25 protein-coding genes are annotated in these 23,407 nt (G+C 56.4%); 16 read left to right on the forward strand and 9 right to left on the reverse strand.

The annotated features are described in order from the left end of the window. The first annotated feature begins 88 nt into the window (after window positions 1–88). Both hutU and hutI read left to right on the forward strand, forming a co-directional pair. Window positions 89–1,750, forward strand: a complete 1,662-nt coding sequence (gene hutU / locus C230_RS0118635) for a urocanate hydratase (protein WP_018133571.1) — start codon at window positions 89–91, stop codon at window positions 1,748–1,750. 50 nt (window positions 1,751–1,800) lie between these two features. Further along, the gene (gene hutI, locus C230_RS0118640; RefSeq protein WP_018133572.1) at window positions 1,801–3,114 is read left to right on the forward strand and encodes an imidazolonepropionase; all 1,314 of its coding nucleotides are present in this window, start codon (window positions 1,801–1,803) and stop codon (window positions 3,112–3,114) included. Here hutI and C230_RS22765 read toward each other — a convergent pair. The 3 genes from C230_RS22765 to C230_RS0118650 all read right to left on the reverse strand — a co-directional run bounded on the left by C230_RS22765 (window position 3,077) and on the right by C230_RS0118650 (window position 4,443). Beyond that, window positions 3,077–3,532: a hypothetical protein gene (locus C230_RS22765; RefSeq protein WP_156807518.1), complete on the reverse strand. Its 456-nt coding sequence runs from the start codon at window positions 3,530–3,532 to the stop codon at window positions 3,077–3,079. The genes hutI and C230_RS22765 overlap by 38 nt on opposite strands. After that, window positions 3,487–3,828 (reverse strand): NUDIX domain-containing protein, encoded by a 342-nt coding sequence (locus tag C230_RS21040; RefSeq protein WP_018133573.1) that lies wholly within the window; start codon window positions 3,826–3,828, stop codon window positions 3,487–3,489. Before C230_RS21040 ends, C230_RS22765 begins: the two co-directional genes overlap by 46 nt. 162 nt (window positions 3,829–3,990) lie before the next feature. Further along, complete coding sequence (locus tag C230_RS0118650) at window positions 3,991–4,443, reverse strand: Hsp20/alpha crystallin family protein (protein WP_018133574.1); 453 nt, start codon at window positions 4,441–4,443, stop codon at window positions 3,991–3,993. A 149-nt stretch (window positions 4,444–4,592) separates the two neighbouring features. On the opposite strand from C230_RS0118650, the gene C230_RS0118655 reads away from it, so the two are divergent. After that, entirely contained in the window at window positions 4,593–6,383 is a 1,791-nt protein-coding gene (locus tag C230_RS0118655; RefSeq protein ID WP_018133575.1) for a M3 family oligoendopeptidase, read from the forward strand. A 110-nt stretch (window positions 6,384–6,493) separates the two neighbouring features. Here C230_RS0118655 and C230_RS0118660 read toward each other — a convergent pair whose 3' ends face one another. Further along, window positions 6,494–7,084: a Uma2 family endonuclease gene (locus C230_RS0118660; protein ID WP_018133576.1), complete on the reverse strand. Its 591-nt coding sequence runs from the start codon at window positions 7,082–7,084 to the stop codon at window positions 6,494–6,496. A gap of 240 nt (window positions 7,085–7,324) precedes the next feature. Here C230_RS0118660 and C230_RS0118665 point away from each other — a divergent pair, with 240 nt between their 5' ends. The 9 genes from C230_RS0118665 to C230_RS0118705 all read left to right on the forward strand — a co-directional run bounded on the left by C230_RS0118665 (window position 7,325) and on the right by C230_RS0118705 (window position 13,033). Continuing rightward, window positions 7,325–7,840 (forward strand): YqeG family HAD IIIA-type phosphatase, encoded by a 516-nt coding sequence (locus tag C230_RS0118665; RefSeq protein WP_018133577.1) that lies wholly within the window; start codon window positions 7,325–7,327, stop codon window positions 7,838–7,840. Window positions 7,841–7,842: 2 nt separating this feature from the next. Further along, window positions 7,843–8,958, forward strand: coding sequence for a ribosome biogenesis GTPase YqeH (gene yqeH, locus C230_RS0118670; protein ID WP_018133578.1), 1,116 nt, complete (start codon window positions 7,843–7,845; stop codon window positions 8,956–8,958). Window positions 8,959–9,034: 76 nt separating this feature from the next. Then, a complete protein-coding gene (locus C230_RS0118675) occupies window positions 9,035–9,256 on the forward strand; it encodes a hypothetical protein (RefSeq protein ID WP_018133579.1) in 222 nt (73 codons plus the stop codon). A 139-nt stretch (window positions 9,257–9,395) separates the two neighbouring features. After that, window positions 9,396–10,250 (forward strand): shikimate dehydrogenase, encoded by an 855-nt coding sequence (locus C230_RS0118680; RefSeq protein WP_018133580.1) that lies wholly within the window; start codon window positions 9,396–9,398, stop codon window positions 10,248–10,250. Window positions 10,251–10,294: 44 nt separating this feature from the next. Continuing rightward, complete coding sequence (yhbY, locus tag C230_RS0118685) at window positions 10,295–10,588, forward strand: ribosome assembly RNA-binding protein YhbY (RefSeq protein WP_026174434.1); 294 nt, start codon at window positions 10,295–10,297, stop codon at window positions 10,586–10,588. Window positions 10,589–10,600: 12 nt separating this feature from the next. Beyond that, complete coding sequence (nadD, locus tag C230_RS21045) at window positions 10,601–11,215, forward strand: nicotinate-nucleotide adenylyltransferase (protein ID WP_018133582.1); 615 nt, start codon at window positions 10,601–10,603, stop codon at window positions 11,213–11,215. Further along, window positions 11,193–11,768 (forward strand): bis(5'-nucleosyl)-tetraphosphatase (symmetrical) YqeK, encoded by a 576-nt coding sequence (gene yqeK / locus C230_RS0118695; RefSeq protein WP_018133583.1) that lies wholly within the window; start codon window positions 11,193–11,195, stop codon window positions 11,766–11,768. The genes nadD and yqeK overlap by 23 nt, the downstream gene beginning before the upstream one ends. 61 nt (window positions 11,769–11,829) lie before the next feature. After that, on the forward strand, window positions 11,830–12,177 hold the full coding sequence (gene rsfS / locus C230_RS0118700; RefSeq protein WP_018133584.1) for a ribosome silencing factor: 348 nt from the start codon (window positions 11,830–11,832) through the stop codon (window positions 12,175–12,177). A gap of 91 nt (window positions 12,178–12,268) precedes the next feature. Next, window positions 12,269–13,033: a class I SAM-dependent DNA methyltransferase gene (locus C230_RS0118705; RefSeq protein ID WP_245534015.1), complete on the forward strand. Its 765-nt coding sequence runs from the start codon at window positions 12,269–12,271 to the stop codon at window positions 13,031–13,033. 219 nt (window positions 13,034–13,252) lie between these two features. Here C230_RS0118705 and C230_RS0118710 read toward each other — a convergent pair whose 3' ends face one another. Both C230_RS0118710 and C230_RS0118715 read right to left on the reverse strand, forming a co-directional pair. Continuing rightward, the gene (locus C230_RS0118710) at window positions 13,253–14,434 is read right to left on the reverse strand and encodes a Gfo/Idh/MocA family protein (protein WP_018133586.1); all 1,182 of its coding nucleotides are present in this window, start codon (window positions 14,432–14,434) and stop codon (window positions 13,253–13,255) included. Between the two features lie 119 nt (window positions 14,435–14,553). Further along, the gene (locus C230_RS0118715; RefSeq protein WP_018133587.1) at window positions 14,554–15,309 is read right to left on the reverse strand and encodes a tRNA threonylcarbamoyladenosine dehydratase; all 756 of its coding nucleotides are present in this window, start codon (window positions 15,307–15,309) and stop codon (window positions 14,554–14,556) included. Window positions 15,310–15,628: 319 nt separating this feature from the next. Between C230_RS0118715 and thpR the strand changes: the two genes are divergently transcribed. Then, window positions 15,629–16,204: an RNA 2',3'-cyclic phosphodiesterase gene (gene thpR, locus C230_RS21595; protein WP_018133588.1), complete on the forward strand. Its 576-nt coding sequence runs from the start codon at window positions 15,629–15,631 to the stop codon at window positions 16,202–16,204. A gap of 112 nt (window positions 16,205–16,316) precedes the next feature. Here thpR and C230_RS0118730 read toward each other — a convergent pair whose 3' ends face one another. Together C230_RS0118730 and ftsW are read right to left on the reverse strand one after the other, a co-directional pair. Then, entirely contained in the window at window positions 16,317–17,273 is a 957-nt protein-coding gene (locus C230_RS0118730; protein WP_018133589.1) for an MBL fold metallo-hydrolase, read from the reverse strand. Window positions 17,274–17,285: 12 nt separating this feature from the next. Beyond that, a complete protein-coding gene (ftsW, locus tag C230_RS0118735) occupies window positions 17,286–18,398 on the reverse strand; it encodes a putative lipid II flippase FtsW (RefSeq protein ID WP_018133590.1) in 1,113 nt (370 codons plus the stop codon). A gap of 168 nt (window positions 18,399–18,566) precedes the next feature. Here ftsW and C230_RS0118740 point away from each other — a divergent pair, with 168 nt between their 5' ends. Both C230_RS0118740 and C230_RS0118745 read left to right on the forward strand, forming a co-directional pair. Further along, the gene (locus C230_RS0118740) at window positions 18,567–19,742 is read left to right on the forward strand and encodes an FtsW/RodA/SpoVE family cell cycle protein (protein ID WP_169332865.1); all 1,176 of its coding nucleotides are present in this window, start codon (window positions 18,567–18,569) and stop codon (window positions 19,740–19,742) included. A 70-nt stretch (window positions 19,743–19,812) separates the two neighbouring features. Beyond that, entirely contained in the window at window positions 19,813–20,979 is a 1,167-nt protein-coding gene (locus tag C230_RS0118745) for a pyridoxal phosphate-dependent aminotransferase (RefSeq protein WP_018133592.1), read from the forward strand. Window positions 20,980–21,023: 44 nt separating this feature from the next. Here C230_RS0118745 and C230_RS0118750 read toward each other — a convergent pair whose 3' ends face one another. Continuing rightward, window positions 21,024–22,304, reverse strand: coding sequence for a S8 family peptidase (locus C230_RS0118750; RefSeq protein ID WP_051074290.1), 1,281 nt, complete (start codon window positions 22,302–22,304; stop codon window positions 21,024–21,026). A gap of 489 nt (window positions 22,305–22,793) precedes the next feature. Here C230_RS0118750 and C230_RS0118760 point away from each other — a divergent pair, with 489 nt between their 5' ends. Beyond that, on the forward strand, window positions 22,794–23,129 hold the full coding sequence (locus tag C230_RS0118760) for a PadR family transcriptional regulator (protein WP_018133595.1): 336 nt from the start codon (window positions 22,794–22,796) through the stop codon (window positions 23,127–23,129). Window positions 23,130–23,407 lie beyond the last annotated feature (278 nt).

Consider the following 23,407-nt stretch of genomic DNA (forward strand, 5'->3'; position numbering starts at 1 on the left):
GTCTGTGGCATCGTCCGGTTTCGCCCGGCATCCGGCCATGTGGATCGGTTACGTGAACCAAACGAATTGAGGATGGGAGAGATGCATCATGTCAGTGAAACATCGCGTCATTCGCGCCCCGCGCGGCAACCGGCTGACCGCGAAAGGGTGGCAGCAGGAGGCGGCGCTCCGGATGCTGATGAACAACCTCGATCCGGAAGTGGCGGAACGTCCGGAGGATCTTGTGGTATACGGAGGAATCGGCAAGGCGGCCCGCAACTGGGACTGTTACGACAAGATCGTCGAGTGTTTGACCCAACTGGAAGCGGACGAATCGCTGCTGATCCAGTCAGGAAAACCGGTCGGCATCTTCAAGACGCATCCGTTGGCGCCGCGTGTCCTGATCTCCAACTCGGTGCTGGTGCCCGCTTATGCCAACTGGGAAACGTTCCACGAACTGGACAAAAAAGGGTTGATGATGTTCGGCCAAATGACGGCCGGAAGCTGGATTTACATCGGGACACAGGGGATTTTGCAAGGAACGTATGAAACGTTTGCGGAAGCGGCCCGCCAGCATGCGAACGGCACCCTGCAGGGGACGTTGACGTTGACGGCCGGGTTGGGCGGCATGGGCGGCGCACAACCGCTTGCCGTCACTATGAACGGGGGCGTCGCGATCTGTGTCGAGGTCGACCCGGAGCGGATTCAGCGGCGGATCGATACGCGGTATCTGGACGTGATGGTGCGGAATCTGGACGAAGCGCTGATGCTGGCGCGGCAGGCGCAGGAACAGGGCAAACCGCTGTCGATCGGGCTGGTCGGCAACGCGGCCGACATCTATCCGGAAGTGGTGAAGCGGGGGATCGTGCCCGATTTTGTCACCGATCAGACGTCCGCTCACGACCCGCTGAACGGCTACATTCCCAGCGGCTATTCGCTTGTAGCGGCGGCGGAACTGCGAAAAACCGATCCGAACCGGTACGTCCGTCTGGCCAGACAATCGATGGCCGTCCACGTGCGGGCGATGCTCGACCTGCAAAAAATGGGTTCTGTGGTGTTCGATTACGGCAACAACATCAGGCAGGTCGCGTATGACGAGGGAGTCAAAGATGCGTTCAACTTCCCCGGATTTGTGCCGGCTTATATCCGCTCCCTGTTCTGCGAGGGGAAAGGACCGTTCCGCTGGGCGGCGCTGTCGGGCGATCCGGAGGACATCTACAAGACGGACGAACTGGTGCTGCGGCTGTTCCCGGACAATGAACACCTGCACCGCTGGATCACGCTGGCCCGCGGGAAGGTGGCGTTCCAGGGGCTGCCGGCGCGCATCTGCTGGCTGGGCTACGGCGAGCGTGTCAAAATGGGGCTGGCGATGAACGACATGGTACGGAAAGGCGAACTGTCCGCCCCGATCGTGATCGGCCGCGACCATCTGGATTGCGGTTCGGTCGCATCGCCCAACCGGGAGACGGAAGCGATGAAGGACGGCAGTGACGCGGTGGCTGACTGGGCGATATTGAATGCGCTCGTCAATACGGCGGCCGGCGCATCCTGGGTGTCGGTACATCACGGCGGTGGCGTCGGCATGGGCTACTCGCTGCATGCGGGCATGGTTGTGGTGGCGGACGGCAGCCAGGAAGCGGAAGAGCGGCTGTCGCGCGTGCTGAACAGCGACCCGGGAATGGGGATCATCCGGCATGCGGACGCCGGGTATGAACGGGCAATTGAAAAAGCGAAGGAACACGGGATCCGCGTTCCGATGCTGGGAATTTAACCAAGTTTGCCCGAAGCATGCTTCGGGCGCTTGGTTTTGGAGGGGATCGTATGGAGGCTCAACAAATCGACCTGTTGATTCACAATATCGGCAACCTGGTGACGATGCGGGGAGAGCCTGCACCGCGGGCCGGTGAACGGATGGCGGAGATCGGTCTGGTCAAGGGCGGCGCGGTGGCGATTGCCGACGGGCGGGTCTTCGCGGTTGGCGCGGAGGACGAAGTGCTGCAGCAGATCGGCCGTCTGCCGGTTACGCAACGGATCGACGCGCAAGGCCGGTTGGTAACGCCCGGCTTAATCGATCCGCACACCCATCTGGTGCACGGCGGTTCCCGTGAGCATGAACTGGCTTTAAAGCTGCAGGGGGTCTCCTACCTGGAAATCCTGGCCCAGGGCGGCGGCATTTTAAGCACAGTGCGGGCCACCCGGCAGGCTTCCGAGGCGGAGCTCTACGAGAAGGCCCGCAAGAGCTTGAACGTAATGCTGCTGCACGGGGCGACGACGGTCGAGGCGAAAAGCGGGTACGGTCTCACACTGGAAGACGAATTGAAGCAGCTTCGCGTCGCCAAACGATTGAACGACACCCACCCGGTGGACGTGGTCTCGACGTTTATGGGAGCGCACGCGGTGCCCGCCGAATACAAGGGTCAATCGGCCGACTATGTCGAGCTGCTGATCGGAACCATGCTGCCGGAGGTGAAGCGGCAGGGGCTTGCCGAATTTTGCGATGTGTTCTGCGAACACTGGGTGTTTACCGTGGACGAGTCGCGGCGGATTTTAACGGCTGCTAAAGAACTGGGATTCGGCCTGAAAATCCACGCGGACGAAATCGAACCGCTCGGTGGCGCCCAACTGGCGGCAGAATTGGGCTGCATCTCGGCCGAACACCTGCTGGCGGCGACCGACGAAGGACTGCGGGCCATGCGGCAGGCGGGCGTGATCGCCGTCTGCCTGCCCGCCACTTCTTTTAATCTGCGGTTGCAGCAACACGCCCGCGCCCGCGATATGATCCGGCTGGGGCTGCCGGTCGCTCTCTCAACCGATTATAACCCCGGCAGTTCACCGACCGAATCGCTGCAGCTCGTGATGACACTGGCGTGCCTCAACTTGGGCATGACACCGGAAGAGGTGATCACGGCGCTGACGATCAACGCCGCCTGCGCCATCGGCCGGCAGGACACAATCGGCAGTCTGGAGCCGGGAAAACAGGCGGATCTGGTGATTTTCGACGCGCCCAATCTCGCCTACCTGCCGTACCATTTTGGCATCAATCATGTGGACACCGTGCTGAAAAAGGGCAGGGTTGTGGTGGAACAAGGGCAACTTGTCAAACCAACAGAAAGCGAACCATTCCCAGGATCGTAATCCCTAAAACGATCCATTTTTTCAACCCGGAGTGCTGCTCTTTCAATACGAACGAGGAGAGCAGTATGGAGAAAATCGGGGTGGAATTCAAAATTGGCCAGGCGGCGGATGCGAAAATACTACCCGCTGCCAGGACAAACGTTGCTTGCGTAACGATGGTTAACAAGGTTCGCAGCAGAAAAACCGGGCTGGAAAGCAGTGTAAATGAAGGTGGGCGCTTTGTATTTACATTGCGCAGGATCGGCAACAGGCTCCATCCTGTACGCCAAAGAATCGTAGCACTGGTAAAGGCCAGCGTATCCCGTAGATCTGACAATGAACTGACCGGAGTCAGCAGCGGTGATAGGCTGGCCTGCAACAACAGTGCACTGCCTATAAGGTCGATGCCCTGCCAATCGATCGCATGGTCTGTTTCCAACCGGTTTCTTCAAGCACCTCTCTGACGGCTGCTGCCAGCGGCGTTTCGCCATGTTCCACATGGCCGCCCGGCTGCAGCCATTTTTTTATGTAGGGATGGAAAACCATCAGAATTTTGCCGTTTTCAATCACGATCCCGCTAGCGGTTACGTGACCGGGAAGCGTTTTGCGATGCAGCGGATCGGTGTTGTCGTGGATCTGTTTCAGCAACGGGGAAATTCGCTCTCTCTCATCCGGATAATGACGGATGTATGAATCAACATGCCGGGTCAATTGTGCGTGGATTCGATTGGGCATCCCAATGCCTCCGGAAAAAATGGGTAGGTTTCATTTGAAAAATTTAACTATGATACTATAGTTTACTATGTTATTGGTCGATGGTCAACATGAAAAATCCACCTGAGCAAGGCTGCAGGTGGCTCAAATGTCTGATCCTCAAATGTCCGATCTGAATGTTTGTCAATTCCGTTTTGGCAAGCGGATGCTCCAGTGCCCTTTGTCCGCACGGATGTCCCGGCGGTTCCAATCGATAGGTTTGGCGAGCGGGATCGTCCGGGCAAAATGTTCCGTGTAGGATTGCCAGACGGCGCCGTTGTCCGTGTCCGTTTTTTTCTGCAACTGGAAGGTGCGCCGCAGGAAAAGATGCCCGTTGCGGTAGTGCGCCTCGATATCGGCGGGTCGTTCGATTCCGTTCAGAAAAACGGAGACCTGGTAGGCGTCGTCCGTTTCTTCGACTTGCACCCGATTTGCCGCCATCTGCTCGGCAAGCTGCTGCCACTTTGGGTGTTTGAAAAATGTTTCAAAATAGCGCTCGATATCCGCTGCCATTTGCTGAAACATCTGATGAATCGGGTCCGCACCGGTTTGCAGAAACGGCGGATCCCATTTTTGCGGAAGACGGTTGCGTTCCATGTGTCACACCCCTTCCGTACTAATGTATGGATGGGTCATCCTGTGCGTGTGGGCCGAGGCACAAAAAGAGGAAATCCAATCCAGCATGCAGAAATGAAACAGCATCCGCAATTGAATAGGAAGCATACATATCGGGATGGGGGATCCATATGAAAAAACAGTTGAGTCAAAACTGGGAATTGGACGTCTTTTTTCCCGGAGGAAGCGAGTCGCAGGAGTTTGCCGCTTTTTTGGATCTGTTGCAGGAAGACATCCGGCAGTTGGACCAGCAGACTCGGCAGGCGCCGGTGCCTGGCTCCGCATCTGAGGCGGAGGGGATGAACCGGCTGATCTATTTGATCCAAAACGTCGAAGGCCGGCTGCGGGAGGCGATGTCGTTTGTCGAATGCTTGACGGCCCAGAATGTGAAAGACGACAAAGCGAAACTTTTGCATGGCCGCGTCATTCAGCTGCACGCCGCCTATTCGTCTGCCATGATCGGATTTGAGCGGATGATTGTGCAGATTCCGGAAGCGGTGTGGGAAGCGTTTCTGGCCACCGAAAAAATGCAGCCGATCGCCTTTCCGCTACAGGAACGGCGGCAGCGGGCGGCGGAGAAGCTGGCGCCGGAGATGGAAGTGCTGGCGAATGATCTGGCGGTCGACGGCTACCATGCGTGGTCCGATCTGTACAGCAAAATCGTCGGCCGGATGACGATCCCGGTGGAAAAAGACGGCCAGTTTCAGGCATTGTCCGTTGGCCAGGCGGCCAACCTGTTGAACCACAGCGATCGTTCCGTCCGTTCGGCCGTGTTTGCAAAATGGGAAGAACAGTGGGCCGACAACGCCGAACTTTGCGCGCATGCACTCAACCACCTGGGCGGCTTCCGTTTGCAATTGTACCGCCATCGCGGATGGAAATCGGTGCTGAAAGAACCGCTCGATCTGAACCGCATGTCGGAAGAAACGCTGCAGGCGATGTGGCATGTGATCGGGCAAAGCAAAGAACTGCTGGTGCAGTATTTGCAGCGGAAAGCGAAGCTGCTGGGGCTGGAAAAAGCAAGCTGGTTCGATGTGCACGCGCCGATTGGCGACGTGGCGAACACGATCCCCTACGAGCAGGCGGCCGAACAGATCGTCCGGCAATTTCGCCGGTTCAGCCCGAAACTGGCCGATTTTGCCGAGCGGGCGTTTGCGGAAAACTGGATCGAAGCGGAAGACCGCCCCGGCAAACGGCCCGGAGGGTTCTGCACCAGTTTTCCGGAAAGCAAGCAAACGCGGATTTTTATGACGTATGCCGGTACGCCCGATAATGTGTCGACGCTTGCGCATGAACTGGGGCACGCCTATCACCAGCATGTGATGGACGATTTGCCGCAACTGGTTCAAAATTATGCGATGAATGTGGCGGAAACCGCCTCTACGTTCGCTGAACTGGTGGTGGCGGACGCAGCCGTGAAGAGCGCGCAAGACCGGCAGGAGCGCATCGTGTTGCTGGATGAAAAAGCGCAGAACTGCGTGTCCTTTTTGATGAACATCCATGCCCGTTTCCTGTTTGAAACCCGTTTTTATGAGCGGCGGAAAAAAGGGCTGGTCAGCGTCGAGGAACTGAACGAGCTGATGACGGAGGCGCAAAAACAGGCGTTTGCCGATGCCCTCGATGTGTACCACCCGTATTTTTGGGCTTCCAAGCTGCACTTCTATATTACGGATGTGCCTTTTTACAATTTTCCGTACACTTTTGGCTTCCTGTTCAGCTATGGGGTGTATGCCCGGGCGTTGGCAGAAGGGCAGGCGTTTGAAGACAAGTATGTCGCTTTGCTGCGGGATACGGGTCGCATGACGGTCGAGCAGCTTGCGCAAAAGCATTTGGGTGTCGATCTGACCCAACCTGATTTTTGGCAAAGCGCGGTTGACCTGGCGCTTGCCGACGTGCAGGAGTTTCTGCGGCTGACGGAATAGGGGCGGGCAAGGTTCACCGATCAATCGAAGCGGCTAGCAACCGACTAGAACCGATCGGCCCCCGCGGCTGATCGGTCTCTGTTTATGGTGGGAGCGACAGAGATTGTTGATCACTCCGGCAGATCGGGAATTTTTTTCAAGATGTCGTTCATGGTGAAGGAAACGCAGGGCAGCCGATCGGATCGTACCGGTTCGTCTCCCGTGAATACGTCCGCCAGTTCGTATCGTTCACCCCGCAGAACATACTGTTCAAGGTAAGTTCCGGCAGAGTCGACGATCCAGAATTCGGGAATTCCGTATTTCTCATAGGTTTTGAGTTTGCCTAACCGATCTCTCTTAATGGTGAAGGGGGACAGGATCTCGATCACCAGATCCGGGATTCCTTCAATCCCGCGTTTTGTAATGATCGACAGACGGCTGCGATGAATCATGATCAGATCGGGTTGGCGCACTTCGTACTGGGAGAGGATGACATCCATGGGAGCATCCAGGATCACGTACTCTTCATCGCAGTTCTGGGTGAGCAGAAACTGCATGCGTGCGCTGATCATCTGATGCCTGGCGGTCGGACTGGGCTTCATCAATTCAAGTACGCCATCGACCAATTCGTAGCGTACGCCTTCCTCATACGGGAGGTTCGCATAGTCTTCATACGTGAGACGGCCTTCCTTGATGATTTTGTTGGGATCGTCTTTCTTCATCCGTTCCATCTCCTTTTTCGTAATTCATTATAACAAATCTGGAAATTCTTTTTCAGACATCAGACGTACCGCCAAATCCGTTTCCGAACCGATACCGGGCAAGCGGGATTCTTTTTTGGGTGAGCTTATTTTTCTCCGGCAGCAGGTGCGTTTCTGTCGTTCCTGTGGTACGATAAGTGTTTGAAACGGTTGCTGCCTGCAAACGATAGAACACAAGCGAACGCAGTTTGAGGTGACAGTATGTTAAAACGATTGATCCCGTCGCTCTATGTGCAGTCGATCTACCATATCGACCTGGATGCGCTGAAGGCGCAGGGAGTGAAAGGGATTATCACCGATCTGGACAATACGCTTGTCGCCTGGGATTCCCCCTATGCCACGCCGAAACTGGCCGCCTGGCTGCAGGACGTGCGGGAGCGCGGGTTCCAGGTGTGCATCGTGTCCAATAATAAAAAGACGCGGGTGGAGGAATTCGCTCGCCCGCTGCAGTTGCCAGCCATTTCCGACGCGAAAAAACCGATCAGCCGGGCGTTCCGCCGCGCGATGCAAATTATGGGTACCGAACCGCACGAGACGGTGGTTGTGGGCGACCAGATTTTTACCGATGTGTGGGGCGGGAACAGGATGGGGATCTACACGATTCTGGTGCTGCCGATCGCCTCGAAGGAATGGGCGGGCACCAAGCTGCTGCGTGCGATGGAACGGTTCGTGCTGAAAGAGCTCCGCAAGCGGGGCATGATCCCATGGGAGGATTGAAGATGGATCCAGCATTGAAAATCTGCACCGGGTGCGGTGCGCCTCTGCAAACGGAACATCCGGAACGTCCGGGTTATACGGTTGCTTCGGCGCTCGAGCGGGAACATCCGGTGTGCCGCAGATGTTTTCGCATCAAACATTACAATGAAGTGGCGCCTGTCGCCATTCACGACGACGAGTTTATCCGGATCGTCAGCGAAATCAGCACAAAACGGGCGCTGGTTGTCAAGGTCGTCGATCTGTTCGATTTTTCCGGCTCCTGGATTGACAATCTCCGCCGCTACATCGGCAACAATCCGGTTTTGCTGGTAGCCAACAAAGTGGATGTCCTGCCGAAGCAAACCAATTTGGACAAGGTCGAGCAGTGGTTGCGGAAGGAAGTCGAGAAAAAAGGGGTTTTGCCCGAGGGGATCGCGCTCGTCTCAGCCAGCAAAGGCCACCGTGTCGAGCAGGTCAAAACGTTTATTGAGCGGTATGCAAACGAACGGGATGTGTATGTGATCGGAACGGCCAACGTGGGCAAATCCACCTTGATCAACCGTTTGATTCAGATGTTTGGCGAAACGGGCAACGTCGAGCTGACCACCTCCCGCTACCCGGGCACCACGCTGTCGACCGTACAGCTGGCAATTCCGAACTACAAGCATATGATCGTGGATACGCCGGGCATCCTGACGACCCATCGGCTGTCCGATCTGGTCTGTCCAAACTGTCTCAAACAGATTGTGCCGGATCGCGCGATCAACCCGAGAGTGTATCAACTGAACAGCGGCCAGACCTTGTTTGTCGGCGGTCTGGCGCGGTTTGATTTTGTCAGCGGCGAACGCCAGCCGTTTGTCTGCTATTTTGCCAACCAGTTGGGGATTCACCGCACCAAGCTGGAAAACGCGGACGCTTTGTACGAGAGGCACATCGGAGGGTTGTTAACGCCGCCTTGCGCAGACTGTGGCGATCATTTGCGCGATCTGGCGACCCATAAATTGAAAATCAAACAGGGCCCCAATGTCGACATCGTGATTTCGGGGCTCGGCTGGATCTCCGTGCGAGGCCATGCTTGCGAAGTCCACCTGCGGGTGCCGAGCGGCGTCGACGTGTCGGTCCGGCGGGCGATTATTTAAATGAAAGACACATACCCGGTGACCAACCTGCATACGGTAAAATACGACATTTTCCGGGAGGCAGGGGTGGAACGGTATGGCACAACAGGTGGAAGAGCACAAGCGCCTGGTAGAGCGGTGGATGGATGCCGATTTCCAGGCGAAACCGATACGGATGGACGAATTCATCGATCATTTGCGCAGGCAAGTATCCATTGTGCGGGAGGAAGACCCGACTCTGGCCGATTATCATCTGCATGACATCAAGCTGTTGTTTCAGAAGCAGGGGGTCATTTTGCAGATCGATTTTCGCAAATAAGCATCCGGGGGATCTGTGAACGCTTTCCCGTAAAACACCGCCGTCTGGCACGGGGGTGTTTTTCATTGGGCGAAAGTTTGGTATAGTAGGATCAAAATAAGTGGTTTCATCGGGTAGCATGGACATATGGAGGTTGAAGATGGACGGCAGCGGACATTTGACTCTCACCGGATTGTTTGGCCATCCCGTTCGTCATTCCCGCTCGCCCGCGATGCACAATGCCGCTTTTCGGGAATTGGGGCTGCCCTATGTGTACGTTGCGTTCGACGTCGCCCCGGAATCGCTGGCGGCCGCGGTTGACAGCATTCGGGTGTTGGGGATGCGCGGCGTGAACGTGACGATCCCCCACAAAGTGGATGTGATGCCCTATTTGGACCGGATCACGCCGGAAGCGGATCTGATCGGGGCGGTCAATACGATTGTGAATGAAAACGGTGTACTGATCGGACATAATACGGATGGCACGGGGTATGTGCGTTCGTTGCTGGAAGAGAGCCGGCTGTCCCTGCCGGAATCGCCGGTGTTGATCCTCGGGGCAGGCGGCGCCGCGCGGGCGATCGTGACGGCACTTGCTTGGCAAGGGGCGAAGGAAATTTATATCGCCAACCGGACCCGGCAAAAAGGGGACGAGCTGGCGCAACGAATCGCGGCGTTGTGCTCGGTTCATTCGGTTTCGCTTGCGGACATCCCGGAGTTGATCAAGCGAGTGCGGCTGGTGGTGAACACAACGTCTGTCGGCATGCACCCGAATGTGGAAGAGAGCCCGATCGATCCGGCTCTGCTGCATGAAGGGCTGGTCGTGTCGGATTTGATTTATAACCCGTTGGAAACGTGTCTCTTGCGGGAAGCTCGCCGGCGCGGCGCCACACCGCACGGAGGGTTGGGCATGTTTATCTACCAGGGGGCGGAAGCGTTTACGTTGTGGACAGGCGCCGAAGCTCCTGTGGAGATCATGCGGCAAACGGTCGAATCGATCCTCATCCCGCGAAGGTGAAGAAGGAATGCGAAACCAAAATTTTGGCCAAAGGAGTCATCAGGTTGCTGACAGGGAAACAAAAACGGTATTTGCGTTCGTTGGCCCACCATCTCGACCCGATTTTGCAGGTCGGGAAGGGCGGAGTAACGGAAAATTTGCTGGAACAGGTGTCGCTGGCGCTGGAAGCAAGGGAACTGATCAAAGTCTCCGTTCTGAACAACTGTGAATGCGACAAGGACGAGGTCGCGGAACAACTGGTTGAAGGCGCGGGAGCTGAGCTGGTGCAAGTGATCGGGAAAACGGTGGTTTTGTATCGGGAATCGGCCGCAAACAAGCAAATCGAATTGCCGAAATGAGGTTCCCGCAGCATGAAAATCGGTCTGTTTGGCGGAACGTTCGACCCGGTCCATATCGGACATCTGGTGGCCGCAAGATTGGCCCAGGAAGCGATGGGGCTCGATCGCGTGATATTCATTCCGTCCGGTGTGCCGCCTCACAAGCGGGAACATCACATTTCGCCCGCCGACCGGCGTCTCCGGATGGTGGAGCTGGCGGTCGCCGATGAGCGGGGTTTTCAGGTGTCCGATTGGGAATTGCAGCAGCCGGGACCGTCTTATACGGTCCACACGGTGGAATCCTTTTCGTCTCAATATCCGGAAGATGAGTTATACTTGATTGTAGGGGCGGACATGCTGTATGATTTTCCGAACTGGCAGTCGCCTAGGCGGATTTTGCAGCTGGCGCAACTGATCGGCATGACGCGGCCCGGTTTTCCGCTCGCCGAGTGCAGGGCCGAGCTGCAGCAAGCTTTGCCGGAGGCAGAACGGCGGGTTCATTATGTGGAGATGCCCGGTCTTGAAATTTCATCCACGTGGTTGCGCGAACGGCTGCAACACCGTCAATCGGTCCGCCACCTGATTCCGGAACGAGTGATTCGCTTTATCGAGGAGAATGGGTTGTATGACAGAAGAGCAGATTCGTGAAAAAGTGCAGTCTGCACTTTCGCCGAAACGGTTTCGCCATGTCGAGGGAGTCGTGCAAACGGCAGACCGGCTGGCCCGGCTGCATGGCACCGATCCGGATCATGCCCGGCTTGCCGCCTGGCTGCACGATTATTGCCGGGAATGGCCAAAGGAAAAATTGCTCCAGACGGCGAAACAGCATTCGGTCAACGAGATGTTTTTCGAAGTGACGGAGCTGTTGCACGGGCATATCGCGGCAGCGATCGCTCCCGAGGAATTCGGCATTGCCGACGAGGATGTGTTGAATGCGGTGAGGTTTCACACATCCGGCCGGCCAAACATGTCGCTGCTGGAAAAAGTGGTGTTTCTCGCCGATGCGATTGAACCGGGCCGCGACTATCCCGCTATTGCCGAAATCCGCAAGCTGGCAGAAGAGGATCTCCACATGGCGTTGGCTCTTTCGTTCGACAATACGATCGAGTATTTGATCAGGCGCCAACAACCGATCTTTCCCTTGACTGTCGTGGCACGCAACGAGATTTGGCGGATTCTCAAGGATGGACGGGTCGTGTGAGCCTCTTTTGACATACACTAAGCAGTAAGAACCATTTTACAAATCCTTAGGAGGCATGTGCATGGGGGAACAAATGGTGGAATTTGCAAAAATCGCGGCCGAGGCGGCTGCCGACAAAAAGGCGAAAGACATTGTACTGCTCGACATCCGAGGGCTGTCAGTGATCGCAGACTATTTCGTCTTATGCAGCGGAAATTCCACTACTCAGGTGCAAGCCATCGCGCAGGCGGTCAAGGAGAAGATGACGCAAAAAGGACTCCCGGTGCGCGGCATGGAAGGCTACGAGGAAGCCAAATGGGTGCTGATCGATTGCGGAGACGTTGTCGTCCACGTGTTCCGAACCGAGGAACGGGAATATTACAACCTGGAACGGGTATGGAGCGACGCGCGGGAGTTAAGTATTGTCTGAGTATTGTCAGAAAATCTGCGGCAAAACGGCTGATTCGAATACATCGCCCGGCCTCTTGAGGACCGGGCATTTGTTGTGCGGGGGATGGAAAGTGGAAGAGCGTGTGATGTACCGGGATTTCGCGGAATTCTACGATGAGTTGATGCAAGACGCACCGTATGACGAATGGCTGCGTTTGTTTGAGGACAGGCTGGCATCGGAAACGGGCGGCCGCCGTGCCGCCGCTCCATGGAAAGTGGCGGATCTGGGGTGCGGCACCGGCACATTTTCGATTCGCCTGTTCAAAAAAGGGTACCAGGTGTATGCGGTTGATTTGTCTGAGGAGATGCTGGCCCAGGCGCAGGCGAAACTGCCCCATCCGACTCCGTTTCTGCGTTTTTTGCAGCAGGACGTGCGGCATTTGCGGCTGCCCGAACAAGTGGATTGCGCCGTCTCGTTTTGTGACGCACTCAATTACTTGCTGGAAGAGGACGATTTGCTGCAGGCTTTCCGGGCGATCCGCAGCCAGTTGAAAGCGGGGGGCTGGTTCCTGTTTGACATGCATACGCCTTACATGCTGCAGGAAGAGTTGGGGCAGCAAACGTTTTACGATGTGCGGGAGGACGTTGCCTACATCTGGCAGAGTCGGTTCGATGCCGAGCGGTGCCAGGTGGAATACGATGTCACATTCTTTGCGCATGTGGAAGACGATTTGTACAGGCGGTTTCAGGAGACTCACTGGCAGCGGGCTTATCCGCAGGAAACGATTGAGCGGTTGCTGCGCGAGGCAGGATTTGCGCACGTGGAAGCGGGGGCCGATTTTCGCTGGCAGGAGCCTGCGGAGACGGCGAAGCGGTATTTCTTTTGCGCGAAATAAGGCTCATGATAGCTCCTTAAAAAACTTGAGACAGCAAACCGATGTAAGAAAAAGCAAGATCAGCATGAGAAATGTCGGGAGGGATGCGACAACCCGCCACCTTGGACTGAGTCAGACGTTTGCGAAGTTGGATCTTTCCCGGCTGCTTCCGGCTGCCCGGTAAAAAAAGTCCCGGCCAAATGCCGGGCGGATGGAGAGAGCTGTGTTGGGCTGTAAACGTCAACGCGTGAAAGCGACCCCCAGCGGCCGGTCGCTGCAGGTTTCCGCCAATTCCAGGTCGCGAATCGCATCTTCCACGGTAATCAGGCCTTCGTGCTGCGGATTCTGTATCATCTGATAAAAATCGGCGAAACGAGCCTGCACAAGCGCTTTGTACCAGCCGTGGCGATCTGGCAGTTCCAGCTTATGGGCAAACGACACGCGGTCGCCTGCCGAACCGGCTGAGGCCGACAGGTTCAGCGCCTGTGCGCGAACTCGCGAAATTGTGTCCGGCGCCGGATTTGTCGGAATCGCAGCCAAAAACTTCAGCAGTTCGTCTGTCTTGGTGGCACAAACTGTCCCTTCCAGGCTGAGCCGCTGGGGAATCCAGCCGTCCATCACAATCCGACCGTGGGTGCAGAGGATCTCCCACCGGGTGAATTCCGGTTCCTGTTTCAGGCGCGTAAAGCCGTGGTAATAGGTCACGGGAACTGTCCACCCATCGGGGGCGATGTGCATCACCGTACCCCACACGCGCGACGCCTCACCGTTTGGCTCGCGGGCTGCGTGGCCGGAAGCCGCTTCTCCTTCGCCAAACCAGTAGCGGGCCACCTCGAAAAAGTGAACGCCATGCTCGATAAAGATGCCGCCGCTTCGGGCCTCGTCCCAAAACCAGTGGCCGCTCGCCACACGGTGGGCGGCATTGCGCATGATGCACTGTTCCGGGCGGCCGAACAGCCGCTTCGCAAGAATCTGTTTGACCGCCTCGACGAGCGGACTGTGACGCATCACCAGGTCGACCGTCAGCGCCAATCCTCGTTGGCGCGCGATACGAAGCTGGTTTTTCAATCCGTCTGCAGTCAGCGAGCCTGGTTTCTCAAGAAACAAATGTTTGCCTTGCTGCAGCATGAGAGCGCCGAGCGAAGCGTGAGTATCCGGCGGCGTTGCCAGGATGACGGCATCGACCTCCGGATCCGCTGCCAAATGGGCGGCTTCGGCGTATTCCCGCACGCGCACGGATGCGGGCGATCTCCCTTTATGCGCAGCATAGGTTTGGATGGCACGCACCCGTTTGGAAGGGGTACGGCTGGCCACAGCACACAGCTCAAAATGGGGCAGAGATGCGAAAGCCTCCGCCAGAAACGCCGCAAACTCGCCGGCGCCCGCAAGCCCTACGCGAATCACATCAAACTCCACAGGCATCGTCTCCCCTCCAGTTCAATGTCAATCGCTGCTTGGTTCCGATTGCCAGGAGGTCCGTCTCCCGTTTTCTGATCAAAAGTATACTGAAGCTGGCCGACGGAAAGAAAGGGGGGAGACGGTCAGATTTGATAGCCCAACAGATCGCGAACCACCACGGAGGCGAGGATCATGCCGGCCACCGGCGGCACGAACGCGATCGAGGCGGGCGGCTGTTTTGCCTTGCGGGGGGCTTGCCCCTGCTCCACTTCCGGTGAGACGATCTGCTGCCGCACATCTTCACGGGGCTTCATCGGCTGCTCCGTCGAGCAGACCACCCGCACCCCTTTCGTGATGCCATACTCTTTCAATTTGCGGCGAATCACTTTGGCGATCGGGTCGACTTGTGTTTGCGAGATGTCGACCACGCGGAAGCGCGTCGGGTCGATTTTGTTGGCGGCTCCCATCGACGAGACGATCGGGATGCCGCGCCGCTTGCATTCAACGATCAGCAGGATTTTAGCCGTGATCGTGTCGATTGCATCGACCACGTAATCCGGCTTGTGCGCAAAGATCTCTTCTTTTGTGTCCTCGTTGAAAAACATGTCGAGCGTGACGACTTCACATTCCGGGTTGATCTGTTTGACCCGCTCGGCCATCACTTGCGTTTTCGACATGCCGATCGTATGGGTGAGCGCCGGGATTTGGCGGTTGATGTTGGTGATGTCGACTACGTCCTTGTCGATCAGGATCAGCTTGCCGACGCCGGTGCGGGCGAGCGCTTCCACGGCGAACGAACCGACGCCACCCATGCCAAGCACGCAGACGGTGGAATTTTTCATTTTTTCCAGGCCTTCCGGGCCGATTACGAGTTCCGTGCGAGAAAAGCGGTGCAACATAATGGCGGTACTCCTTTTTTTGATATAAGATTGAGTTGGCAACCTTCATCATATCAGAAATAGACCCCACAAAAAAAGTCTCCGCATCTTGCCCGATCAGAAGCGGAGACGAAAGTTTGACTGCATCCCATTGTGGCCTGTTATGTTTGTATACGATATGCGGAGAAAATCAGAATGAACCCGGCACATTCGCCTAAAATAGTGTTGAAATGCAACATTTTGCAAAAGGAGTCAGCATATGGAAGAGAAAAAGATGGAAGCGGCTGACCTGTCCGGCGCCGGCGGCCAAGCAGGTGAGGCGGAGAAGGAGCGAGACTGATTGGGACGGTTTTTTGCAGGGGTTAAGCTGCCCGTTGCGATGGAAGAAAAATTGGTCGAACTGGAACGGTTGTTACAACCGCATGTTCCAGTAAAACGTTGGTATGGAATTGAGCAGTTCCATATCACGACGAATTTTCTGGGAGAGCTGGATGCAGCGGGGCTGGCGGCTGCCATTCGCTGTTTGGAACAGGTGGTTCCGGGGCAACCGCCGTTTCATTTGACGCTCAAAGGGATTGGGGCGTTTCCCGATGCACGGGTGATCTGGTGCGGGGTAGGAGGCGAAACAGACAGGCTGGCGTCGCTGCAAAACCAACTGCGGCAGGGATTCCGCCCGCTCGGGGCGGAGCGCTATGCCAAGCCCGCGTTTGTTCCCCACATCACGCTGGCTCGGACAGGCGATCTCCGCTCGTTCCGGGCTGACTGTGTCGATGCGGAACCGTTGTTGCAAGGCGCCGGCTGGACGGTCGACCGAATCTGTTTGTTCGAATCGGTTATGCACCCGGCGGGCGCCCGTTATCCGGTTGTGCACGAAGTCTTGTTGGGATCGTTCCTGCACGAAGCAACCGGCTTGTAACGAGGCTGCAATCCGGCTGGATCCTGTCGGAGTTGCACGGAGTGAATGTCCATCGCGATCCCTCCTGCCTTTTACGTTGTCCAGACGGGAGGGATTCTACACCGAACGCCGCTTATCTGTTTTTCGCTTCTTTCTCCAGTGAGTACAAGAGCCCTTTCGCGTTGACCGCCTGATCCAGATCGAACGGGGTAAGGTCTTGCACCGGGTGCCCCTGTTCCGCCATGTCTTCTTTGATGTACTGTTTTAATTGATCCGCCAGAATCGTCCAATCCATTCCGGGGGCAAAGCTGGAACGGGCGATCTCGACAAACGCTGCGACCGTTTTGCGTGTCCTTTCGAACGCCAGCGTTGCCGGCTCCGTCATGCCAAAGTGGCCGTGGTAAATCCGCTTGGCCCCCAATTTTTCCAGTTTCTCGATCGAGGCGAAGACGGCCTCACGGTCAAATTCGGACGGGGAGGTGCTTGGATAGATCGGTTCAAACTCAAGTCCCGTGAACTGTTTCACATACCGGATGCCGATCGTATCGCCGGTAAAGATGCCTTCCGACACCGGATCGTAAATCGAAAAATGGTGCCGCGCATGACCCGGCGTATCGTAAAACGTCAGCACTCGGCCGCCTCCCAGGTCGATCGTGTCGCCTTCCTCCCGGATTAAAATCCGATCTTCCGGAACCGGCAGAATCTCGCCGAACGCAGTTTCCAGCAGTTCGCCGTAAACGGCCCGGGCGCCTGCGATCAGCCGGCTCGGATCGACCAGATGCCTTGCGCCGCGCGGATGGACGACCACCGTCGCTCGCGGAAAATGAGGCAGGATAGAACCGGCTCCGCCGGAATGATCGAGATGGATGTGCGTGACAATGATATAGTCCACCTGCTCGGGACGGATGTCCAATTGCTCCAGGCCGGCCAGTATGTACGGTTTGGAAAGCGAGGAGCCGGTCTCGACGATGGCGGTTTTTTCGCCTTGTATGACATAACAGCCGGTGCGCCCCTGTATGCCTCCTTCCATCAGATCGATGATCGTGATGCCGGAGCCGAGCGGGTGCAAAATCGGTTCGATGTTGTACATGCGAATCATCTCCTAGCTTTGGTGTGATTTTTCAACAGTGTAGCGCGACAGGTTTAACAGGATTCCCATCGCCACCATCTTCATCAGCATCGCCGTGCCCCCGTATGTGATGAACGGAAGCGGAATCCCCATTACCGGAAAGACGCCGATCACCATCCCGATGTTGACAAAAGCGGCGATCCCGATCATCGCCGCAATCCCGATCGCCATCAGTGCGCCAAACCGATCGGGCAGCAGCGAGGCGATCCGCAGCGCCCGCCAGACCAGAACAGCAAACAGCAGGATCAGCAGGATGCCGCCGATCGCTCCCCACTCTTCGTGGAAGATGGAGAAGATAAAATCGGTGTGCGGCTCCGGCAGATAGCCGAATTTTTCGATGCTGCGGCCGAGCCCTCGCCCCGTCCAGCCGCCGGATGCGATCGCATAAAGGGAGTGCGCCTGCTGCCAGCCGTTGGTTAGCAGATTGGCTTCCGAGAAAGGATCGAGAAACGAGAACACGCGCTCTCTTCGATAGCCGGAAAAAAGAACCAGCGGAACTGCCGCCAGAGCGGACGGCAAGACCACTTTCTCAAGGTGCCGTAGCGGAACGCCGCTCCCGAACAGGATGGCGAGCGCGGTGACGACGATCAGCGCGGCCGCGTCCATATCCGGCTCCAGGATCACCAGCAGCGCGAACAGGCCGGCCACCACCAGCGGCGGGACAACCGTTTTTTTGAAAGTGTCCAGTTGATCCTGTTTCTTTGCAAGGATATGCGACGCGTAGATGATAATTGACAAGGTCGCGAGTTCCGACGGTTGGAAGGAAAGAGGTCCCAGATTGATCCAACGGTGGACATCTTTTACGGCCGGTAACAATAACACCAGGCACAACGTCCCGATCGATGCAAGCAGCAGCAGCGGCAGCAGCTTCCGCCAAATCCAAAACGGCAGGTTCATGGTCACGATCATCGCCACCAATCCAACCGACACCCAGATGCACTGCCGGATGAAAAAATAGTGAGCCGGCTTCCCTTGCAGGTAGGCCCAGATCATGCTGGCGCTGTAGATCGTCAGCAAGCCGATGCTGACTAAGAGGAGGATGGTGACCAGCAGGAGGAAGTCCGGACGATGGCGGGTCAGGTTCATCTGCAGCTCTCCCTCAGCAAAAATCCTGTTTGGAATCTATTCGACACGGCGGCCGCCAACCCCTTTTGCCGGCTGCAGATGCCTTGCTGGCGATCTAGCAGAAAATCAACAAAAAAGATGCCGGATCGCTTATAATAGTTGACGTATTTTCTGTTTCAGAGAAAGCAGGTGGAAAGGTTGGTCAGTGTCGACTGGCTGAAACGGCACGCGAAAGACTTCGATTTCCTATTGCTGCTTGTGATCATCGGCATCTCGGTGATCAGTTATCTGGCGGTGTATTCCGCCACGATCACGCGGCCTGAACTGCAGGCGTATCATCAGAAACAGTTGCTGTGGCAGATTTTTGGATTTGCCGTGTTTTTTCCGCTGGTGCTGACCGATTACCGGATTTTTACGAACAGCCGCCTGTTGTGGATTGGCTACGCGATGACGATGGTATTGCTTGTGATCGCGCTTTTTTCCCCGGAAACCAACGGGCAGCGAAGCTGGATCTACCTGCCCGGGTTCCAGCTTCAACCATCCGAGTTCGGCAAACTGTTCGCGATTATGGGAATGGCGTATTATATGGCTAGGCTGAAGGAAAAAGAGGAACTGTTCACCTGGTACCACTTTTTGCGGGTGGCGGGCATCTGGTTGGGACCGTTTCTCCTGATTATGATGGAACCGGATCTCGGCCAGGGACTGGTGATGGTCGGACTGTTTTGCGCGATGATGATGCTGGTTCTCGATCGCAAGCTGCTGCGGATTTTCGGCAGCATCGCGGCGGTGTTCGTGATCGGGTATTTTGTGCTGGTGACCAGTTTCCCGGCTACCTACCTGAAACTTGTGCAGCTTCTGCCGCTGAAAGGGTATCAGAAACTCCGGTTTCTGGCGGTGGTCGACCCGACGCTGGCCGGCCGGGACAGCGGCGGCTTTCAGTTGCTGCAGGGGATCATTGCGATCGGCAACGGGCAACTGTGGGGCCGGGGCATGCAGGGCGGTTCCCAGACGCAGGGGGCGTTTGTTCCGGAGCAGCATACCGATATGATCTTTACGGCGATTTCGGAAGCATACGGATTTGTCGGGGCGTCCGCCCTGCTCCTGCTGTATTTTGTCATGCTGCAGCGGATGGTGAAGATTGCGGTCACGGCCAACGATCCGTTCGGAACCTATTTTATCACCGGCGCTTTGGGCATGTTTGGCTTCCAGATTTTCGAGAACATCGGCATGACACTGCTGCTGCTGCCGATGACCGGCATCACGCTGCCGTTTGTTTCCTACGGCGGCACGTCGCTGCTGGTCAACTTCATGATCATGGGAATCGTGCAATCGATCGCGATTCGCAGGCGAAAGTTGCGATTTTGATCCCGAACCTTACAAACACTTGAGTTGGTTTAGCGGCAAGCACGAGACATGAAAGGTGGTTTTTGACAGAATGAAAGTGCAACCTGCAGACCGGATCCTGCGGCTGCCCGAGCAGTTTTTCTCGGCGCTGGTCCGGAAAGCGAATTCCTACCTGGCAAAAGGCTATGATGTGATCAATCTGGGGCAGGGAAATCCGGACCTCCCGACGCCTTCGCACATTGTGGAGTCGCTCAGGGAGGCGGCGCTGGATCCGGCGACTCACCGGTATCCTCCTTTTTCCGGGCTGCCGGAACTGAAAGAAGCGATCGCCGACTGGTACAAGTCGGAGTTTGACGTGGAATTGGATCCTGCCGCCGAAGTGGCGATTCTGTTCGGAGGCAAAGTCGGCCTGGTGGAGATCAGTCAGTGCCTGTTGAATCACGGGGATGTGTGTCTGGTGCCTGATCCGGGCTACCCGGACTACTGGTCGGGGGTGGCGATGAGCGGGGCTGAGATGGTGATGATGCCGCTCTTGCGGGAGAACGATTTTTTGCCCGATTACTCGCTGCTTTCGCAGGACGTGCTGCTGCGGGCGAAACTGATGTTTCTCAACTATCCGAACAACCCGACGGCGGCGGTCGCCAATCGCGAGTTTTTCCGGGAGACGGTCGAGTTTGCCGCGAAAAACGGGATCGTCGTGGCGCACGATTTTGCCTACGGAGCGATCGGTTTTGACGGGCAAAAACCGCTGTCCTTTCTGCAAATCCCCGGCGCAAAGGAGGTTGGCGTCGAGTTTTACACGATGTCAAAAACGTACAACATGGCGGGCTGGCGGGTCGGATTTGCGCTTGGCAACCGTGATGTGATCTCGCTGATCAATTTGCTTCAGGATCATTTTTATGTCAGCCTGTTTGCGGCGATCCAACGGGCGTCGATCACCGCGCTGCGCTCTTCGCAGGAATGCGTGCGGGAACTGGTAGCGACTTACCAGCGGCGGCGGGACGTACTCGTCGGCGGGCTGCGGGAACTCGGTTGGGACTGCCTGACGCCCAAAGGTTCGTTTTTTGCCTGGATTCCGATTCCCAACGGCATGCGGTCGGTCGAATTTGCCGATCATCTGCTCGAACGGGCGCATGTGGTGGTGGCGCCGGGCATCGGCTTTGGAAAATGCGGCGAGGGGTATGTACGGGTCGGGCTGCTGGCGCCGGAGGCGCGGCTGCGGGAAGCGGTGGAGCGGATCGGGAGCATCCGGCTGTAAGCGGCGTGCGGAGAAAGAATGCGCAAAGGAAGCGGGCGCAGACATCAATCTGCGCCCGCATTCTCAATTAAAAATTGTACGTTCACTTCGCCGCTTCCCTGAATGTTCACATCATACCCCAGATTCACTGCATATCCCTTTAATAGAGATTTCACCTGATCTGGCGTAAGGGTCGGGTTTTTTTGCAGGATCTGCGCGATGGTGCCGGCGACAATGGGAGTCGCCATGCTGGTGCCGGAGAGAGTGAAATACCAAGAGCCGACTCGTGCATTTCGTTCGATTTTATCCAGATAGGATCCCGGAGAACGGAGCGAAGTGATCGCAATGCCGGGCGATACAATGTCCGGCTTGACGAGACGGTCTATGGTAGGTCCGCGACTCGAAAAATCGGCGACCGTATCATCCGATTGGGGAATTGTACGATGGGTGTCCGCGGCACCGACTGTAATGGGGGAAGGACTGATGCCCGGAGATGAAATCGTGGATGAATCGGGTCCTTCGTTGCCAGCGGCCACGACCACGATGATTCCGCTGCTCCATGCTTTCTCCACAGCCTGACAGACGGGGTCGGCTTTCCAGGTAGTGGCGGCGGTGGAGCCAAGCGACATGGAAATCACCCGGATGCCATAGCGGTCGCGGTTCTGGATGCACCATTCGATTCCGGAGATGACGGTGGACAGTTGGCCGGCGCCCATTTTGTCCAGCACTTTTACGCCGACCAGGTTGGCCTCCGGGGCAGGTCCCTTGTATGTGCCTCCCGACTGGAATCCGTTGCCCGCCACATCGCCGGCCACATGCGTGCCGTGTCCGTTGTCGTCGTAAGGGGTGGTGCGATGTTTGACGAAATCCTGGAAGCCGATGATCCGGTTGACCGGCTGTGTGAGGTCGGGATGCGGGTAGATGCCGGTGTCAACCACCGCGACGGTGACGCCTTTGCCGGTCCATCCGCTCCGCTGGGCGGCGGCGGATCCGATCGACGGGGTTGCCACGTCGAGCAAGGTGTGCACTTTGCGGTCGTAGTGGATGCAGGCGATTTTGTCATGTTCACACAATCGCTTGAGATTTGCAATCGACACTCTGCAGGAAACGGAACGGATCAACGGATGGTGTTTCGCGCGGGACAGACGGCGGGATTTTTGCAAGGAACCGATGTCCATAGCTGTCAGTTCGTCTTTCAACCGGATGATCACCGGCACCCTGGACGCCCGTTCCAACAGGGGACGGATCCAATTTTGCAGAAAACAGGGAACTTTTCGTAAAAAACGGTAGGACTGGACGAGCGACCGTTTCAGATGGATGTCCATCTTGCCGCTGTGTGCCAGCATCCATTTCACAGCCCATCCCTCCAGCTTTTTTATTACAGTACGGGGATGGGTAGGGATTTGCGTGGACCCTTGTCCGGTGGAGTAACAAAATATGCATCGGCTGGCCGGAATCAAACCAGCCGTTTTTCCAGTTCGATCTCGTCGCGGATCGGGATGCCGTGGTCGCCGACGAGCGGAATCTGCGGTTTGATCCGTCTGGCAGCCGGTCGCATTCGTGGATGCCGCGGCTGGTGACCATCTGCGTGCCGCCCCAATGCTCGATCAGGAACTCGCGCAGCCAGGGGCGGTCTGCCTCTGTCAGGGATCGGATCCCGATGGATGGAATGTGATTTGGCTTTTGCATCGATCAAACCTCCCATTTTTCAGTATATTATCATTTTTCTGTGAAATCATGGAATTGTTTTGATTGACTTTAGGCAGGGGTGGTGTTATTCTATACATAGATAATCGATGTATAGAATTTCGATGCAAGTATCCAGGGGGGGTATCATGGGCATCGACAAGGAACTGTTGAAAGGAAGTACGGTCATTTTGGTTCTTACTCTTTTGGAGAGAGAAGCGATGTACGGGTACCAAATGATCAAGGAAATTGAAAAGCGTTCGAATGGCATCTTTTCGTTCAAAGAAGGCACATTGTATCCGATTCTGCACGCGTTGGAAGCGGACGGATTCGTGGAGTCCTTTTGGAGCGAACAAGCGGGTGCACGCAAGCGAAAGTATTACCGGATCACCGACAGGGGACGGTCCCACCTGCAACAAAAACAACGGGAGTGGGCCATCTTCCGTTCGGCTGTTGACAAAGTGATTGGGGAGGAGTACGTATGAAAACGCACCCGCGAGCTTTTTGCGATGTCCGGGAAGCCAAACGGGACAAGGGCTGAGAAATAAGCGAAAATAATCTTTCCCCCAAAAATCAGCGGAAAACGTACCCTTTCAGACACAAAAATAGGCCGGGTTCCGAAATTCCACCCCAGCCTCTTGATGTGGTTAAAAATAGTAAACAGGCGAGTTCATCCGTGGTAAAATTGTAGTTGACGAAGCCACAATTTTATTTTCTGGAGGGTCGCCTGCTATGGCTATTATACCACAACTGAAACTGTTTG

Origin of the sequence: Effusibacillus pohliae DSM 22757 (assembly GCF_000376225.1) — a bacterium.
GTDB classification, from domain to species: domain Bacteria; phylum Bacillota; class Bacilli; order Tumebacillales; family Effusibacillaceae; genus Effusibacillus; species Effusibacillus pohliae.

Bases quoted from the DNA above. Each gene is read 5' to 3' on its own strand.
- C230_RS0118760 (WP_018133595.1), top strand. From the start codon at position 22,794: ATGGGCATCGACAAGGAACTGTTGAAAGGAAGTACGGTCATTTTGGTT.
- C230_RS0118675 (WP_018133579.1), top strand. From the start codon at position 9,035: ATGGCACAACAGGTGGAAGAGCACAAGCGCCTGGTAGAGCGGTGGATG.
- yqeH (WP_018133578.1), top strand. From the start codon at position 7,843: ATGGATCCAGCATTGAAAATCTGCACCGGGTGCGGTGCGCCTCTGCAA.
- C230_RS0118710 (WP_018133586.1), bottom strand. From the start codon at position 14,434: ATGCCTGTGGAGTTTGATGTGATTCGCGTAGGGCTTGCGGGCGCCGGC.
- ftsW (WP_018133590.1), bottom strand. From the start codon at position 18,398: ATGAACCTGACCCGCCATCGTCCGGACTTCCTCCTGCTGGTCACCATC.
- C230_RS0118730 (WP_018133589.1), bottom strand. From the start codon at position 17,273: ATGTACAACATCGAACCGATTTTGCACCCGCTCGGCTCCGGCATCACG.
- C230_RS0118650 (WP_018133574.1), bottom strand. From the start codon at position 4,443: ATGGAACGCAACCGTCTTCCGCAAAAATGGGATCCGCCGTTTCTGCAA.
- C230_RS0118715 (WP_018133587.1), bottom strand. From the start codon at position 15,309: ATGTTGCACCGCTTTTCTCGCACGGAACTCGTAATCGGCCCGGAAGGC.
- C230_RS0118665 (WP_018133577.1), top strand. From the start codon at position 7,325: ATGTTAAAACGATTGATCCCGTCGCTCTATGTGCAGTCGATCTACCAT.
- C230_RS0118680 (WP_018133580.1), top strand. From the start codon at position 9,396: ATGGACGGCAGCGGACATTTGACTCTCACCGGATTGTTTGGCCATCCC.
- nadD (WP_018133582.1), top strand. From the start codon at position 10,601: ATGAAAATCGGTCTGTTTGGCGGAACGTTCGACCCGGTCCATATCGGA.
- yqeK (WP_018133583.1), top strand. From the start codon at position 11,193: ATGACAGAAGAGCAGATTCGTGAAAAAGTGCAGTCTGCACTTTCGCCG.
- C230_RS0118750 (WP_051074290.1), bottom strand. From the start codon at position 22,304: ATGCTGGCACACAGCGGCAAGATGGACATCCATCTGAAACGGTCGCTC.
- hutU (WP_018133571.1), top strand. From the start codon at position 89: ATGTCAGTGAAACATCGCGTCATTCGCGCCCCGCGCGGCAACCGGCTG.
- rsfS (WP_018133584.1), top strand. From the start codon at position 11,830: ATGGGGGAACAAATGGTGGAATTTGCAAAAATCGCGGCCGAGGCGGCT.
- C230_RS0118660 (WP_018133576.1), bottom strand. From the start codon at position 7,084: ATGAAGAAAGACGATCCCAACAAAATCATCAAGGAAGGCCGTCTCACG.
- C230_RS21040 (WP_018133573.1), bottom strand. From the start codon at position 3,828: ATGCCCAATCGAATCCACGCACAATTGACCCGGCATGTTGATTCATAC.
- C230_RS0118655 (WP_018133575.1), top strand. From the start codon at position 4,593: ATGAAAAAACAGTTGAGTCAAAACTGGGAATTGGACGTCTTTTTTCCC.
- C230_RS0118745 (WP_018133592.1), top strand. From the start codon at position 19,813: ATGAAAGTGCAACCTGCAGACCGGATCCTGCGGCTGCCCGAGCAGTTT.
- hutI (WP_018133572.1), top strand. From the start codon at position 1,801: ATGGAGGCTCAACAAATCGACCTGTTGATTCACAATATCGGCAACCTG.